The sequence below is a fragment of the Acidovorax sp. genome, from assembly GCF_021287135.1.
Taxonomy (GTDB): Bacteria; Pseudomonadota; Gammaproteobacteria; order Burkholderiales; family Burkholderiaceae_C; genus Acidovorax.
On sequence record NZ_JAJTBB010000085.1, the window covers coordinates 59,233 to 74,310 of the forward strand.

Below are 15,078 nucleotides of genomic sequence, written 5' to 3' on the forward strand. Positions count from 1 at the left end.
GCAGCGGGCGCTCACACGGCCAGGTGGCCGGGCAGGGCGTACAGCAGCGCGCTGGTCATCACCAGGTAGCGGAAGAACTTGCCCACGGCCATGTAGGCCAGGCAGGGCCAGAACGGCAGCTTGAGCCAGCCGGCCACCGCGCACAGCGGGTCCCCCACCACCGGCAGCCAGCTCAGCAGGCAGGCGCGTGCGCCAAAGCGCCGCAGCCATTGCAGGGCGCGCACCTCCGTGGCGCTGCCTCGGGCCTTGTCCACCACCTTGTGGGCACCCAGGCCCATCCACCAGCTCACGGCGCCCCCCAGGGTGTTGCCGACCGTGGCCACCAGGATGGCCGGCCAGAACAGGTCCGGATTGAGCTTGATCAGGCCGAACACGGCCGGCTCGGACCCCAGCGGCAGCAGCGTGGCCGAGATGAACGACACGACGAGGACCGTGCTCAGGCCGAATTGCGGCAGGGCAAGCCATTGCAGCAGCTGGTGCATCCAGATTTCCATACGCGCCGAGTGTAGGCGGGCGCTGCCCGCGCCTGGGCACCAGGCGGCGCCGTCCTACGCCGGCTGGCGGCGAACGCGCATGCGCCGGTACAGGGCGCGTCACTATCGTGGAAGCCTGTTCCCGTGTCCCTGCCAGGGGCACGCGACCACCCCAGACGGACCGTACCAGGAGGAGGCCCCATGCACCGTGAACCCTGCCAAGGCGCCAGCACCCACCGCAGCCCGGAGAGCATGCCACCGGGCGTGCGCTGGCCTGCGGCACTGCTCGCCCTGCTGCTGGCCGCGTGCGTCCACAGCCCGCAAGCGGCGGTGCCGGCGGCGACCGGTGGCGCGTGGACGGCGGCAGAGCTGGCGGCCTGCACGCAGCAGGTAGCGCCGGTTCCGGACGGGCTGGGCGCCGCGGCCCGGGAGCTGGCGCAGCAGGGTATGACCCTGGAGGCCATCTGCGCCGGGACGGGCTGGGCCGTGCGGGTGCGCGTGGTGGACGGCATGAAGGCGAGCAAGGTCGTGCGCGGCCCGCTGGCGGATGGGCAGGTGGTCGATATGGGCACGCCCGCCGGGGTGTTGCAACCGGGGGCGGAACGCGCCGCCCAGGGCTTCTCGCCCGACGTGCTTTACAACCGCGAGTGGCTGCGCGCCCTGATGGCGCGCCACCAGTGGGACGGCGCGGCCGAGGCCTGGTGGCGGTTTGCCCGGCGCGCCCCGGCAGCGGTGCCTGCTGCCGCGGCCGAAACGGACCTGGCCGCCCGCTGAGGCGCGCGCTCCGCACACCGCGGCGCAGCCCCGGCGGGGTGCGCACCGGCGGCCTCCACCGGGGGCTGAGAGCCTGTCTGCACTGGAAGCCGAGCGGATCGTTCCATCATTTCATTTGCTGAAATTTTGAGCAGGTACAATCCTGCCTCCTTTTTCAGCATTCGCTGCTGCCCCCACCCATCCCCGCCCCATGCAGATCGGCCACATTCCCCTGGCGAACCGGCTGTTCGTCGCCCCGATGGCGGGCGTCACCGACCGGCCCTTCCGCCAGCTGTGCAAGGCGCTGGGCGCGGGGTACGCGGTGAGCGAGATGGTGACCTCGCGCAGGGACTTGTGGAACAGCCTCAAGACCTCGCGCCGGGCCAACCATGAAGGGGAGCCGGGCCCCATTGCCGTGCAGATCGCCGGCACCGATGCGCCGATGATGGCCGAGGCCGCGGTCTACAACGTGGAACGCGGCGCGCAGATCATCGACATCAACATGGGCTGCCCGGCCAAGAAGGTCTGCAACAAGTGGGCGGGTTCCGCCCTGATGCAGAACGAGGCGCTGGCGGTGGAGATCGCTGCCGCAGTGGTCGAGGCCTGCGCGCCTTTCAACGTGCCCGTCACGCTGAAGATGCGCACGGGCTGGTGCCAGCAGCACAAGAACGCCGTCACGCTGGCGCGGCAGTTCGAGTCCGTGGGCATCCAGATGCTCACGGTGCACGGCCGCACGCGCGAGCAAGGCTACAAGGGCCAGGCCGAGTACGACACCATCGCGGCGGTGAAGGCCGCGGTGAAGGTGCCCGTGGTGGCCAACGGCGACATCACCTCGCCTGAGAAGGCGCGCGATGTACTCGCCATCACCGGGGCCGACGCGGTCATGATCGGCCGCGCCGCCCAGGGCCGGCCGTGGATCTTCCGCGAGATCGGCCACTTCCTGGCCACGGGCGAACACCTGGCGCCACCGCTGGTGGCCGAGGTGCGCCGCCTGCTGCTGGACCACCTGCAAGACCACTACCACCTGTACGGCGAGCAGACCGGCGTGCGCAGTGCGCGCAAGCACATTGCCTGGTACCTGCGCGCGCTGCCGGGTGGCGAGGCCTTGCGGCAACACATCAACACCATTGAAGACTGCGCCACGCAGTGGCAGGCCGTGGCCGACTATCTGGATGCCCTTGCGCAGCAGATGGACCGGCTGCCCGCCGCCACCGCCGCGGACGCCGACACAGAAGAACAAGAGGGATTGGCTGCATGAGCAAGAAACACATCGAGGAATGCGTGCGCGAGAGCCTGCAGGGCTACTTCCGCGACCTGGGCGGCGAGACGCCCGATGGCATGTACGACATGCTGGTGCGCGTGGTCGAGCGCCCGCTGCTGGAAGTCGTGATGCAGCAGGCCGACAACAACCAGTCGCGCGCGGCCGAATGGCTGGGCCTGAACCGCAACACGCTGCGCAAGAAGCTGGTCGAGCACAAGCTGCTGTGAGCCGGATGTCAGGCATTTTACTATTGATTTGATAGCTGTTTGCGCTTGATACATAAGCGCTGCAGCCCGTTTTTATTCAAAACTCTGCACCACCACCATGAACGCACTCCTCTCCGTCTCCGACAAGACCGGCATCGTCGAATTCGCGCAAGCGCTGCACGCGCTGGGCATCAGGCTGCTGTCCACCGGCGGCACCGCCAAGCTGCTGGCCGACAACGGCCTGCCCGTGACCGAAGTGGCCGAGGTCACGCAATTCCCCGAGATGCTCGACGGCCGCGTGAAGACGCTGCACCCCAAGGTGCACGGCGGCCTGCTGGCCCGCCGCGATGTGCCCGCCCACATGGCCGCGCTGAAGGAGCACGGCATCGACACCATCGACCTGCTGGTGGTCAACCTCTACCCGTTTGAAGCCACCGTGGCCAAGGCCGGCTGCACGCTGGCCGATGCCATCGAGAACATCGACATCGGCGGCCCCGCCATGGTGCGCAGCGCCGCCAAGAACTGGCAGGACGTGGGCGTGATCACTTCGGCCGACCAGTACGAGGCCGTGCTGGCCGAGCTGAAGGCCGGCGGCAAGCTCAGCGACAAGTTGCGCTTCGCGCTGTCGGTGGCGGCATTCAACCGCATCGCGCAGTACGACGGCGCGATCAGCGACTACCTCTCGTCCGTCACCTTCGATGAAGACAAGCTGTCGGAAACCTACGTGCCCACGCGCGCCCTGTTCCCCGGCCAGAGCAACGGCATCTTCACCAAGGTGCAGGACCTGCGCTACGGCGAAAACAGCCACCAGCAGGCCGCGCTGTACCGCGACCTGCACCCCGCGCCCGGCTCGCTGGTCACGGCCGAGCAGCTGCAGGGCAAGGAGCTGAGCTACAACAACATCGCCGACGCCGACGCGGCCTGGGAATGCGTGAAGGGCTTTGACGCCGCGGCTTGCGTGATCGTCAAGCACGCCAACCCCTGCGGCGTGGCCGTGGGCCTGGATGCGCTGGACGCCTACAGCAAGGCCTTCCAGACCGACCCGACCAGCGCGTTCGGCGGCATCATCGCCCTGAACCGCACGCTGGATGGCGCCGCCGCCGCGCAGATCAGCAAGCAGTTTGTGGAGGTGCTGATGGCGCCCGACTTCACGGCCGAAGCGCTGGAGATCTTCAAGAGCAAGGTCAACGTGCGCCTGCTCAAGATCGCGCTGCCGCCCGCCCACGGCGGCAAGACGGACTGGGAACGCGGCCGCAATGCCATGGACGCCAAGCGCATCGGCTCCGGCCTGCTGCTGCAGACGGCCGACAACCACGAGCTGTCGCTGGTGGACCTGAAGGTCGTCACGAAAAAGCAGCCCACGCTGGAAGAAATGGAAGACCTGCTGTTCGCCTGGAAGGTGGCCAAGTACGTCAAGAGCAACGCCATCGTCTTCTGCAAGGGCGGGATGACCATGGGCGTGGGCGCGGGCCAGATGAGCCGCCTGGATTCCGCCCGCATCGCCAGCATCAAAGCGGGCCACGCGGGCCTCACGTTGCAGGGCACGGCGGTGGCCAGCGATGCGTTCTTCCCGTTCCGTGACGGCCTGGACGTGGTGGTGGACGCGGGCGCGACCTGCGTGATCCAGCCCGGCGGCTCGATGCGCGACAACGAGGTGATTGATGCCGCCAACGAGCGCGGCGTGGCCATGGTCTTCAGCGGCGTGCGCCATTTCCGCCATTGAATTCGGTACATCCCCCTGAGGCGCTGCGCGCCTCGGCACCACCGCCAGAGGCGGTGGCTCTTCGGGCTCGTCCAAGCCTGCGCAGGCAGGCTTGGAGCCGCGGCCCTCAGCCCCTTCTATCGAATGGCTGCGCCATTCGGGAAGGGGGACACCGCCAGCGCGGCGGGGCGGCCTTTGCGCTGGTGCGCTGGCATGGGCCGTGCGCTTTCTGTCGGCAGAGGGGAAAACAAAAGGCGGCCTGAGCCGCCTTTTTCTTTGTGCGACGCGGCGCCAAGCCGGCGGCTTTCCAGCGCAGGTGGCGTTCCGCCTCAGGCGCCGAAGTTCATCGGCAGCCCCACATAGTTCTCCGCCAACGACACCGAGGCGGCGCGCGAGTTGACGAGGTAGTCCAGCTCCGCTTCCTGGATCTTCTGGCCGAACTCGCCGGTCTCGGGGAAGCGGTGCATCAGCGAGGTGAACCACCACGAGAAGCGCTCGGCGCGCCACACGCGGCGCAGGCAGCGGTCGGAGTAGGTGTCGATGCCCGCGGAGGATTTCTCCCGGTAGAACTCGGTCAGGGCGGTCCACAGGTAGCCCACGTCGCTGGCGGCCAGGTTCAGGCCCTTGGCGCCGGTGGGCGGAACGATGTGGGCGGCGTCGCCGGCGAGGAACAGGCGGCCAAAACGCATCGGCTCGGCCACAAAGCTGCGCAGCGGGGCGATGCTCATCTCCAGCGCCGGGCCGGTGACCAGGTTCGCGCGGGCCTCGGGGTCCAGGCGGTTGCCCAGCTCGGTCCAGAACTGGTCGATGGTCCAGTTCTCGATCTTGTCGGTGCTGGGCACCTGCACGTAGTAGCGGCTGCGGGTGGTGCTGCGCATGCTGCACAGCGCGAAGCCGCGCTCGGTGTTGGCGTAAATCAGTTCGTGCGACACGGGCGGCACATCGGCCAGCACGCCCAGCCAGCCAAAGGGGTACACGCGTTCGTAGGTCTTGAGCAGGTCGGCCGGGGCGCTGGCGCGGCACACGCCGTGGTAGCCGTCGCAGCCGGCGATGAAGTCGCAGGCCACCGTGTGCGTCTGGCCGTCCTTCTCGTAGGTCACGCGCGGCTGCTGGCCGTCGAAATCGTGCACTTGCACGTTCTGCGCTTCGTACACCGTGGTCAGGCCTTCTGTGGCGCGCGCGTCCATCAGGTCGCGGGTCACTTCGGTCTGGCCGTACACCGTCACGCGGCTGCCGCCGCTGAGCGCATGCAGGTCGATGCGGTGGCGCGCACCCTTGAACAGCAGCTCGATGCCGTCGTGCGGCAGCCCTTCGGCATGGGCGCGCGCGCCCACGCCAGCCTGGTCGAGCAGGTCCATGCTGACCTGCTCCAGCACGCCGGCGCGGATGCGGCCGAGCACGTAGTCGGGGCTGCGCTGCTCGATGATGACGGCGTCGATGCCGGACTTGAACAACAACTGGCCGAGCAGCAGGCCGGCAGGGCCTGCGCCAACGATGGCAACCTGGGTACGCATGGGAAACACCTCACAAAGCAATGGTGGGGGCACGGCGGCGGTACTGCCCCTGGGGCTGCCGCCGTGCTGATTGATGTGGATCAAGCGTAGGTTGATGCAGATCAAACGGCGAGGCCGCGCGGCGGATTGCGTGCGGTTGTTGCACTGCTTGTGCGATCATCGCGCAATCGTCGCGGTGCCCGGTACGGGCAGTCCTTTTCGCCTTTCGTCACTCACCCATGAGCAGCTTCCCCATTGCCAAGGCAGACTTCATCGAAGGCATGGCCAAGGGCCTGGCCGTGCTGGAGAGCTTTGACACCGAGCGCCAGCGCCTCAACGCCACGCTGGCCGCGCAGCGCACGGGCCTCACGCGGGCCGCGGCGCGGCGGCACCTGCTCACGTTGGCGCACCTGGGCTATCTGGAGACGGACGGCAGCTACTTCTGGCTGGCGCCCAAGGTGCTGCGCTTTTCGGGCAGCTACCTGGCCTCGGCCCGGCTGCCGCGGGTGCTGCAGCCCACGCTGAACCGGCTGGCCGCGCAAACGCAGCAGTCGTTCTCGGCCGTGGTGCTGGATGGCGACGAGGTGGTGATCGTGGCGCGCAGCGGCGTGTACGGCGCGCCTTCGCGTGTGCTGGCCTATGGCCTGCACCTGGGGGCGCGGCTGCCGGCGCACCCCACCTCCACCGGGCGGGTGCTGCTGGCCGCGCTGCCGCCCGCTGCGCTCACGGCCTGGCTCAAGGGGCGCACGCTGCAGCGGCTCACGCCCCGCACCATCACGCAGGTCGGCCCGCTGCGCCAGGTGATTGCCCAGGCGCGGCGCGACGACTACTGTGTGGCGGTGGAAGAGCACGAACTGGGCGTGCACGCCCTGGCCGTGCCGCTGCGCAACCTGCAGGGCCGCACGGTGGCGGCGCTGAACGTGGTGGCGTCGCCCAAGCAGATCGACGAAGGCAGCCTGCAGCGCGACCTGCTGCCACTGCTGCAGGATGCCGCGCGGGAGCTGCGCGGGCTGCTGTAGTGGCGCTGCTGTAGTGGCGCTGCGCGGAGGGCGGCTGCCCCCGCTGCGTCAGGCGGCGACGATGTGGCCCGCGCCTGCCGCGCCGGCCACCACCTTGAGCGACTTGTCCGTGCTGGCGGTGTAGCTGCGGCTGGTGATGGTGCTGACGTACACCCAGTCCGCACGGCATTCGCTGGCCGTGGCCGTGAGCACCATGTAGCCGCGGCGCGCGGTGTCGCAGTATTTCAGCGGGGCAATCATCTGCTGCAGCGCGCCGGCCAGCATGGCGGGGTTTTCGTTGGGCAGGTATTCCTCAAAGCCCGGCGACGTGACGGACGACGTGGCGAATTCCACGCCCACCGCATTGCCGTTGCGGTCCTGCAGTTCGTTGGCCCAGGCGTTGTGCGTGTCGCCCGACAGCACGACCAGGTTCTTGCCCAGGCTGCGCGAGGTGGCGAGCACCGTCTCGCGCGCCGCCTGGTAGCCGTCCCAGGCGTCCAGGTTGTAGGGAATGGCGGGCTGGGCCAGGATGGCCTGCTCGGTGGGTGTGAGGCTGCCGGGGTTGGTGCGCGCACGGGCCGCCAGCGCGGCATATTGGCCGAAGGAAAGCCCCGAGCCGGGCTGCACGGTTTCCATGAGGATGGGCGCGGGAATGTTCATGCGGCCCATCAGCACCTGCTGGCCCAGCACCTGCCAGGTGGCGGTGGAGGCCGCCATCTGCTGCTGCAGCCACTGGGTCTGGGCCGTGCCCATCAACTGGCGGCTGGCGTTGCCCACGGCCGCCGTGAAGCCGGCCGCGTCAAAGCCGCTGGCGGTGAAGAACTCGCCATAGCTCAGCTGCTCGTCGCGCGCGATGACCCGGGTGTCCAGCATGTGCAAGGCCACCAGGTTGCCGAAGGCGAAACTGCGGTAGATCAGCTCCGGCTGCGCGTTGCGGGTGGGCATCCACTCGTGGTAGGCCTGCATGGCGGCGGCCTTGCGCGCGCCGAAGCTGCCTTCGGTGGCGCTTTGGTGGTTTTCCGCACCGTCGCGCCAGGTGTCGTTGGCGATTTCGTGGTCGTCCCACACGGCGATCATGGGCGCTGCGGCGTGCAGGGCCTGCAGGTCGGGGTCCGTCTTGTACTGCGCGTGGCGCTGGCGGTAGTCGGCCAGGCTCACGATTTCGTTGGCGGGTGCCGAGAGGCGGCCCAGGGCGCCCGCGTGGCTCGAGGCATAGCCGCCCTGGCCGTATTCGTAGATGTAGTCGCCCAGGTGCACGGTGGCATCCAGGTCGTTGCGCCGGGCTGCGTCGGCATACACGTTGAAGTACCCGGCGGGGTAGTTGGCGCACGAGAAGACCGCCAGCTTCACCTGGGCCACGCTGCCCGTGGGCAGCGTGCGGGTGCGTCCCGTGGCGGAGGTGGCCGCGTACGCGCGGAAGCGGTAGTAGTACACCGTGGCGGGTTTGAGGCCCGTGGCATCCACCTTCACGGTGAAATCCTTGCCTGCGGCAGCCGTGCCCTGGCCGTGCGCAACCAGCGCGGCGAAGGCACTGTCGGCCGCCACCTCCCAATCCACGGGGATGTCGCCGGTATGGCCCGCGGGTGGCGTGACCCGGGTCCACAGCATCACGCGGTCCGCCAGCGGGTCGCCACTGGCAATGCCGTGCGCAAACTGGACGGCGGGCGCGTCATCGCCACCGCCGCACGCGGTCAGCGGCAGCGTGCCCAGGGCGGCGGCCGCCACGCCCAGTTGGCGCACAAAGCGGCGCCGGCCGGGGTCTGCCGCAGCGGCGTCGCGAATCGGATGGGAGGAAGAGGGAAGGAGAGGGTGGGTCATGGGGCCGTGTCGGTGGAACAAACACCCCAGCGTGCACGCACCCGATGACGGCCGTATGAAACAACGGCGCGCGCTGCGGAGCGAAGGCGCGCCGCAGCACTTTTGAGTCAAATAGCAGCCTAGCGCTTGATGGACAAGCGCAAGCAGCTATTATTTTTGTAGCGTTTTGAACACTTCTCGCGCGGCGGCGACGGTGGTGGCAATGTCCTCGGCCGTGTGGGCTGCGCTCACAAAGCCGGCCTCGTACAACGCGGGGGCGATGTAGACGCCGCGGTCCAGCAGGCCGTGGAACAGCGTGTTGAAGCGCGCGCCGTCCGTCTTGAGCACCTGGGCGTAGTTCTGCGGCAGCTCGGGCAGCAGGAAGAAGCCGAACATGCCGCCTTCGCAGTCGGCGCTGAAGGGCACGCCTTCGTCTTTGGCCGCTTGGGAGAGGCCATCGACCAGCGAGCGGGTGCGGGCCGCCAGCGCATCGAAGAAGCCGGGCTTCCGGATCTCGCGCAGCGTGGTCAGCCCGCAGGCCGTGGCCACCGGGTTGCCCGACAGCGTGCCCGCCTGGTACACCGCGCCCAGCGGGGCCAAGTGTTCCATGATGGCGCGCGGGCCGCCAAACGCCGCCAGCGGCATGCCGCCGCCAATCACCTTGCCCAGCACGGTGAGGTCGGGCTTGAAGCCGGGAATGCTCTGGGCGTACACACTTTGGGCGCTGCCCAGGGCCACGCGGAACCCCGTCATCACTTCATCGAGCACCAGCAGCGCGCCGTACTCAGTACACAGCTCGCGGCAGCGCTTCATGAAAGGGACGCTCGCGCGCACGAAGTTCATGTTGCCGGCGATGGGCTCAATCATCACGCAGGCCAGTTCCTTGCCGTGCAGGGCAAAGGCCTCTTCCAGCTGGGCAACGTTGTTGTATTCGAGCACGATGGTGTGCTGCACCACCTCGGGCGGCACGCCGGCGCTGGTGGCGTTGCCGAAGGTGGCGAGCCCTGACCCCGCCTTGACCAGCAGCGAGTCGGCATGGCCGTGGTAGCAGCCCTCGAACTTGATGAACTTGCTGCGGCCGGTGGCGCCACGCGCCAGCCGGATGGCGCTCATGCCGGCTTCGGTGCCCGAGCTGACGAGGCGGATCATTTCCATCGAAGGCACGAGGCTCAGAATTTCCTCGGCCAGTTCGACCTCGCGCTCGGTGGGTGCGCCAAAGCTGAAGCCCTCCAGCGCAGCCTTCTGCACGGCCTCCAGCACGGCCGGGTGGCCGTGGCCCAGGATCATGGGACCCCAGGAGCCGATGTAATCGATGAAACGCTGGTCGTTGGCGTCCCAGAAATAGGCGCCCTGCGCACGCTTGACGAAGCGCGGCGTGCCGCCCACGGCCTTGAAGGCCCGCACGGGCGAGTTCACGCCGCCGGGGATGAGCGCCTTGGCGCGTTCGAACAGGGGAATGTTGAGGTCAGTGCTTGGTGTCATGGGGGGGCATCACAAAGCCTTCGAGGGCCTGTGCTTCATCAATGGCGGTCTCTTCTTCTTCGGTGTCGCTGTCGTCGTCGGGCTGGGCCCAGAACATGCGGTCGGGCACGATGTGCCCCATGCCCGGGCGAAAGCCCGCGTCCAGGCAGCGGTCGAGGTAGCTCAAGGCTTCGCTGGTGGCCTCGCCCAGGTCGTTGCCGGCGGCCACCAGCGCCGTGAGCGCTGCGGACAGGGTATCGCCCGCCCCCGAAAAGGTGGCGTCGAACAGCTCGAACTTCCCCGTGCCCAGCACCATCTGCGGCGACGCCAGCACGTTCTCCACGAACTGCTCGGGCAACGGGATGCCGGTGACCAGGGTGTAGGGCACGCCCATGTCCGAGGCAGCACGGGCCAGGTCCCGCGCCGTGGGACTGCGGTCGCTGTTCCAGTCCGGAAGCAGCCAGCGCCACAGCGTGCTGTGGTTTCCAACCAACACCGACGTCTGCGGCAGTAACAATTCCCGGAACGCGTCGAGGTACTCGTCGATCAGCTCCTCGCGCCACCAGGACAGGTTGGGCATGTACGCGATGACCGGCACCTCGTCGTAGTCGGTGGTGATCTCCGCGACGGCGCTCACGTTTTCCGCGCTGCCCAGGAAGCCGACCTTGATGGCCTGCACGGGCAGGTCTTCCAGCACGGCGCGCGCCTGCTCGGTCACCGCCTCGTCATCGAAGCTGAAGTGGTCAAAAATCTGCGCGGTATCGCGGGCATAGGCGCCGCAGGCCACGGCCACCGGGTGCCCGCCCACCGATGCGATGGTGGTGATGTCCGCGGTCAGTCCGCCGGCGCCGCTGGGGTCGTTGGCGTTGAAAACCAGTACGCAGGCGGGGGTCGCTTCCTCCGAACCGTCATCTTCGCCGTCTATGATTTCCGAGGGGGGGAGGGAGGCTTTGTCGGTCATGGACCAGATCCTGCAAGCGGGGTGGCACCAATGCCGTGGCCCATGGAGATGACTAGATACAATCGTTGCATTCTATGTGAAGGCCCTTTAAGCTGTGACCGACTCTAAAACTTGGATGTGTCTGATTTGCGGTTGGATTTATGACGAAGCAGCGGGTTCACCAGAGCACGGCATTGCGCCCAATACGCCCTGGGACCAGGTTCCCATGAACTGGACCTGTCCCGAATGCGGGGCTCGCAAGGAAGACTTCGAGATGGTTCAGATCTGAGACGCAGCAGCATCCTCCATCATGGACTGCTGCGTTGTTTATTTTTCCCTCGGGAGCGGTAACAATTGACTACAACAGGCGCATCTTTCAAAGTGCTCGTGGTGGATGACAGCAATACCATCCGTCGAAGCGCCGAGATTTTTCTCAAGCAGGGGGGGCACGAAGTCTTGTTGGCAGACGACGGCTTTGATGCTTTGGCCAAGGTCAATGATTACCAGCCCCAGCTGATTTTCTGCGACATCCTCATGCCCAAGCTCGACGGGTACCAGACCTGCGCGATTATCAAGCGCAACGCCCGTTTTGCAGATACTCCGGTGGTGATGCTGTCCTCCAAGGACGGCGTGTTCGACAAGGCGCGCGGGCGTATGGTCGGCTGCCAGGAATATCTCACCAAACCGTTTACCAAAGACCAGCTGCTGCAGGCTGTGCAGCAGTTTGGCAATTCCCAACAAGGAGCGATGTAATGCCCATCCAGAAAGTATTGGTCGTCGACGACTCGAAGACCGAGTTGATGTTCCTGACTGACCTGCTCCAGAAAAAAGGCATGCAGGTGCGCACGGCAGAAAATGCCGACGAAGCGTTCCGCCGCCTGGCCGAAGAAAAGCCCGACCTGATCCTGATGGACGTGGTCATGCCCGGCCAGAATGGTTTTCAGCTCACCCGTGCCATCACGCGGGACCCCGCCTACGCCGACGTGCCGATCATCATGTGCACCAGCAAGAACCAGGAGACCGATCGCGTCTGGGGAATGCGGCAGGGAGCGCGGGGCTACATCACCAAGCCCGTGGACCCCGCTGAACTCCAGGCCAAGATTGACGCCCTGAACTGAGGCTGCTGCGCGTTCATGGCCAACCGCGAAGCCCTGCGAGAGCTCCAGACCCGGCTTGCCAGCCGCCTTCAGGCTGCAAGAACCGAAGGAACCTCTGTGTCGTCCTGGCTGGCGGTCGAGTCCGCCGGGAATTTCTATTTGCTGCCGCTGGGCCAGTCCGGGGAAATTTTCCCCTGGGTGCCGGTCCAGGCGGTCCCCTACACCCAACGCTGGTTCCTGGGCGTTGCCAACCTGCGCGGCGGCCTGGTGGGGGTGGTGGATCTGGCGGGCCTGCTGGGCTCCGAGGTGGCGCGTACGGAGCAGGGGCTGGCCGAGGCCAGCCTGCTGGCGTTCAACGCCGCCCTGGACGTGAATGCCGCCTTGCTGGTGGACCGGCTCGCGGGGTTGCGCGGGACCGAGGCCTTCGTCGGGTCCGAGCCCCCGGCTGAAGATGCGCCCGCCTTCTTCGGGTCCACCTACCTCGATTCCAGCGGCACGCGCTGGCAGGAGCTGAACCTGCAGATCCTGTCCCAACATCCTGCTTTCCTGAGCATCAGTGCTTGAGTTTTTCTGTAAGGCTGCACCATGTCCGTCGTCAATCAATTTGGAAAACTGTTCAACCGGAAACCTGCCACGCCGGACGCCGGCGCGGTGGCTGGCGCCGCTGACGACGGGCAGGACCCGCTTGCCGCGGGTGCAAGCGCATTGCGCGAGACCTACCAGGCAGAGGCCCTGAACAGCGTCCAGGGCGACCCGGACGGCTACCCTTCGGAGCTGTCCGCGCCCGAAACCGAGGAAGACCTCATTGCCCTGCCCCTCCTGGGGCGTGCCACCGCGGCGGCGCACCAGCGGCGCCTGCTGGGGCTGCTGGGCGTGGGCGTGGTGGTGCTGGCGCTGATCGCCGCCTGGGTGCTGCGCCAGGCCGACCGCTCGGCGCAGCAGCTCGCTGCTACCGGCCAGTCGCTCATGCAGTCGCAGCGCCTGGCCAAGTCGGTGTCGCAGGCGCTGGTGGGCAGCCCGCAGGCATTCCCTGACGTGGTGGAAAGCTCCGGCGTGCTGGCGCGCAACGTGCGCGCCCTGAACGGGGGCGACGAAGAGCTGGGCGTGCAATCCCTGGGCGAGCCCTACAAGCCCGACCTGGAAGCCGTGAACCCCCTGATGGAGCGCGCCGAGCGCAACGCCAGCGTGGTGATGGGCCAGCAAAAGATCCTGACCCAGGTGGGTGACGCGCTGCGGACCATCAACCGCCAGTCGTCCGACCTGCTGGAAATCGCAGAAACCGTCTCGTCGCTCAAGCTGCAGCAAAACGCACCGGCGGCCGAAATTTCCGCGGCAGGCCAGCTGGTGATGCTGACGCAGCGGATCGGCAAGTCGGCCAACGAATTCCAGACCATGGAAGGCGTGAGCCCTGAGGCCGTGTTCCTGCTGGGCAAGGACTTGAACTCGTTCAAGGAGATTGCCCAGGGCCTGCTGGACGGCAGCCCCGAACTGCGCCTGACGGCCACCAAGGACGCCCAGACCCGCGAACAACTCGAAGCGCTCGTGAAGCTGTACGAGCAGACCCGCACCCAGGCCAGCGCCATTCTGGGCAACCTGCAGGGCTTGGTGTCGGCCCGCGAAGCACAGTCCGCCATCATTGCCGACAGCGAACCGCTGCGCCGCCAGCTGGAAAACCTGCAGACCAAGCTGTCGGCCCAGACGGGCGTGGGCGGCGGGCAACTGGCAGCCCTGGCGCTCGCCGGCCTGTTCTTGATTCTTTGCGGCGTGGGCATTTCCCGCGTGCAGCTGCTGGACAGCCGTGGCCGCCAGGCGGCTGCTGAAATGCAGCAGCGCGATGCCAAGCGCCAGGAGCAGGAAGCCAAGCGCGTCAACGACGCCAACCAGGCGGCCATTTTGCGTTTGATGAACGAACTGCAGGCGGTTGCCGAGGGTGACCTGACCCAGGAAGCCACCGTGACGGAAGACATCACCGGCGCCATCGCCGACTCGGTGAACTACACGGTGGAAGAGCTGCGCCAGCTGGTGGGCAGCGTGCAGAACACGGCCACCCGCGTGGCGCAGACGACCGCGCAGGTGGACAACACCTCCACGGAACTGCTGGCCGCCTCGACCGAACAGCTGCGCGAGATCCGCGAAACCGGCCGCTCCGTTCTGGACATGGCGACCCGAATCAACGAGGTGTCCACCCAGGCGCAAGAGTCCGCTACCGTGGCCCGCCAATCGCTGCAAGCGGCCGACTCCGGCCTGCAGGCCGTGCAGAACGCCATTGGCGGCATGAACTCCATCCGCGACCAGATCCAGGACACCTCCAAGCGGATCAAGCGCCTGGGCGAATCGTCGCAGGAGATCGGTGAAATCACTGAACTGATTTCCGACATTACCGAGCAGACGAACGTGCTGGCCCTGAACGCCGCCATCCAGGCTGCGTCCGCCGGTGAAGCGGGCCGCGGCTTCTCGGTGGTGGCGGAAGAAGTGCAGCGCCTCGCTGAACGTTCCGCAGACGCCACGCGCCAGATCTCGGCGCTGGTGAAGGCCATTCAGACCGACACCCAGGATGCCGTGGCCGCTATGGAGCGCTCCACGCAAGGGGTGGTGGAAGGGGCGCGCCTGTCCGACAGCGCCGGTACCGCCCTGACCGAAATCGACCGCGTGTCGCGCCGTCTGGCAGAACTGATTGAACAGATCTCGTCGTCCACATCGCGCGAAGCCGTGCTGGCCAACGAGGTGGCGGACAACATCCAGCACATCTTTGCGGTGACCGAGCAGACGGGCGAGGGCACGCGCACCACGGCGCAGCAGGTGCGTGAGCTTTCTCACATGGCCGAGGAACTGCGCCAGTCGGTGGCCCGGTTCAAGATTGCCTGACGCTTAGTCTTCAACCATCTGGCTCGAAGCAG

Annotated in this window: 15 protein-coding genes; 10 read left to right on the plus strand and 5 right to left on the minus strand. The window is 67.2% G+C overall.

Annotation, left to right across the window (positions count from 1 at the left end; genetic code table 11):
* Positions 1-11: 11 nt before the first annotated feature.
* Complete coding sequence (locus LWW96_RS19915; RefSeq protein WP_291489602.1) at positions 12-494, minus strand: YqaA family protein; 483 nt, start codon at positions 492-494, stop codon at positions 12-14.
* A gap of 180 nt (positions 495-674) precedes the next feature.
* Here LWW96_RS19915 and LWW96_RS19920 point away from each other — a divergent pair, with 180 nt between their 5' ends.
* The 4 genes from LWW96_RS19920 (at position 675) to purH (ending at position 4,416) form a co-directional block, all read left to right on the plus strand.
* Complete coding sequence (locus tag LWW96_RS19920) at positions 675-1,247, plus strand: D-Ala-D-Ala dipeptidase (protein ID WP_291489603.1); 573 nt, start codon at positions 675-677, stop codon at positions 1,245-1,247.
* Positions 1,248-1,437: 190 nt separating this feature from the next.
* Entirely contained in the window at positions 1,438-2,484 is a 1,047-nt protein-coding gene (gene dusB, locus LWW96_RS19925; protein ID WP_291489604.1) for a tRNA dihydrouridine synthase DusB, read from the plus strand.
* Positions 2,481-2,714 (plus strand): Fis family transcriptional regulator, encoded by a 234-nt coding sequence (locus LWW96_RS19930; RefSeq protein ID WP_015015597.1) that lies wholly within the window; start codon positions 2,481-2,483, stop codon positions 2,712-2,714. The genes dusB and LWW96_RS19930 overlap by 4 nt, the downstream gene beginning before the upstream one ends.
* Before the next feature lie 97 nt (positions 2,715-2,811).
* On the plus strand, positions 2,812-4,416 hold the full coding sequence (purH, locus tag LWW96_RS19935) for a bifunctional phosphoribosylaminoimidazolecarboxamide formyltransferase/IMP cyclohydrolase (RefSeq protein ID WP_291489605.1): 1,605 nt from the start codon (positions 2,812-2,814) through the stop codon (positions 4,414-4,416).
* A gap of 308 nt (positions 4,417-4,724) precedes the next feature.
* Here purH and pobA read toward each other — a convergent pair whose 3' ends face one another.
* Complete coding sequence (gene pobA, locus LWW96_RS19940; RefSeq protein ID WP_291489606.1) at positions 4,725-5,909, minus strand: 4-hydroxybenzoate 3-monooxygenase; 1,185 nt, start codon at positions 5,907-5,909, stop codon at positions 4,725-4,727.
* A 218-nt stretch (positions 5,910-6,127) separates the two neighbouring features.
* Between pobA and LWW96_RS19945 the strand changes: the two genes are divergently transcribed.
* Entirely contained in the window at positions 6,128-6,907 is a 780-nt protein-coding gene (locus LWW96_RS19945) for an IclR family transcriptional regulator C-terminal domain-containing protein (RefSeq protein ID WP_291489607.1), read from the plus strand.
* 48 nt (positions 6,908-6,955) lie between these two features.
* Here LWW96_RS19945 and LWW96_RS19950 read toward each other — a convergent pair whose 3' ends face one another.
* From LWW96_RS19950 to LWW96_RS19960, 3 genes are all read right to left on the minus strand, one after another.
* Positions 6,956-8,704, minus strand: a complete 1,749-nt coding sequence (locus tag LWW96_RS19950; RefSeq protein WP_291489608.1) for an alkaline phosphatase D family protein — start codon at positions 8,702-8,704, stop codon at positions 6,956-6,958.
* Positions 8,705-8,854: 150 nt separating this feature from the next.
* Positions 8,855-10,165 carry a glutamate-1-semialdehyde 2,1-aminomutase gene (gene hemL, locus LWW96_RS19955; RefSeq protein WP_291489609.1) on the minus strand — a complete coding sequence of 437 codons (1,311 nt, stop codon included), beginning with the start codon at positions 10,163-10,165 and terminating at the stop codon, positions 8,855-8,857.
* Positions 10,149-11,105 (minus strand): bifunctional hydroxymethylpyrimidine kinase/phosphomethylpyrimidine kinase, encoded by a 957-nt coding sequence (locus LWW96_RS19960; protein ID WP_291489610.1) that lies wholly within the window; start codon positions 11,103-11,105, stop codon positions 10,149-10,151. The genes hemL and LWW96_RS19960 overlap by 17 nt, the downstream gene beginning before the upstream one ends.
* Before the next feature lie 94 nt (positions 11,106-11,199).
* On the opposite strand from LWW96_RS19960, the gene LWW96_RS19965 reads away from it, so the two are divergent.
* From LWW96_RS19965 to LWW96_RS19985, 5 genes are all read left to right on the plus strand, one after another.
* On the plus strand, positions 11,200-11,373 hold the full coding sequence (locus tag LWW96_RS19965) for a rubredoxin (protein ID WP_291489611.1): 174 nt from the start codon (positions 11,200-11,202) through the stop codon (positions 11,371-11,373).
* A gap of 65 nt (positions 11,374-11,438) precedes the next feature.
* Positions 11,439-11,837, plus strand: a complete 399-nt coding sequence (locus tag LWW96_RS19970; protein ID WP_005796099.1) for a response regulator — start codon at positions 11,439-11,441, stop codon at positions 11,835-11,837.
* Positions 11,837-12,202 carry a response regulator gene (locus LWW96_RS19975; RefSeq protein WP_291489612.1) on the plus strand — a complete coding sequence of 122 codons (366 nt, stop codon included), beginning with the start codon at positions 11,837-11,839 and terminating at the stop codon, positions 12,200-12,202. The genes LWW96_RS19970 and LWW96_RS19975 overlap by 1 nt, the downstream gene beginning before the upstream one ends.
* A gap of 15 nt (positions 12,203-12,217) precedes the next feature.
* On the plus strand, positions 12,218-12,745 hold the full coding sequence (locus LWW96_RS19980; protein ID WP_291489613.1) for a chemotaxis protein CheW: 528 nt from the start codon (positions 12,218-12,220) through the stop codon (positions 12,743-12,745).
* Between the two features lie 21 nt (positions 12,746-12,766).
* Positions 12,767-15,046 (plus strand): methyl-accepting chemotaxis protein, encoded by a 2,280-nt coding sequence (locus tag LWW96_RS19985; protein WP_291489614.1) that lies wholly within the window; start codon positions 12,767-12,769, stop codon positions 15,044-15,046.
* The last annotated feature ends 32 nt before the right edge of the window (positions 15,047-15,078 follow it).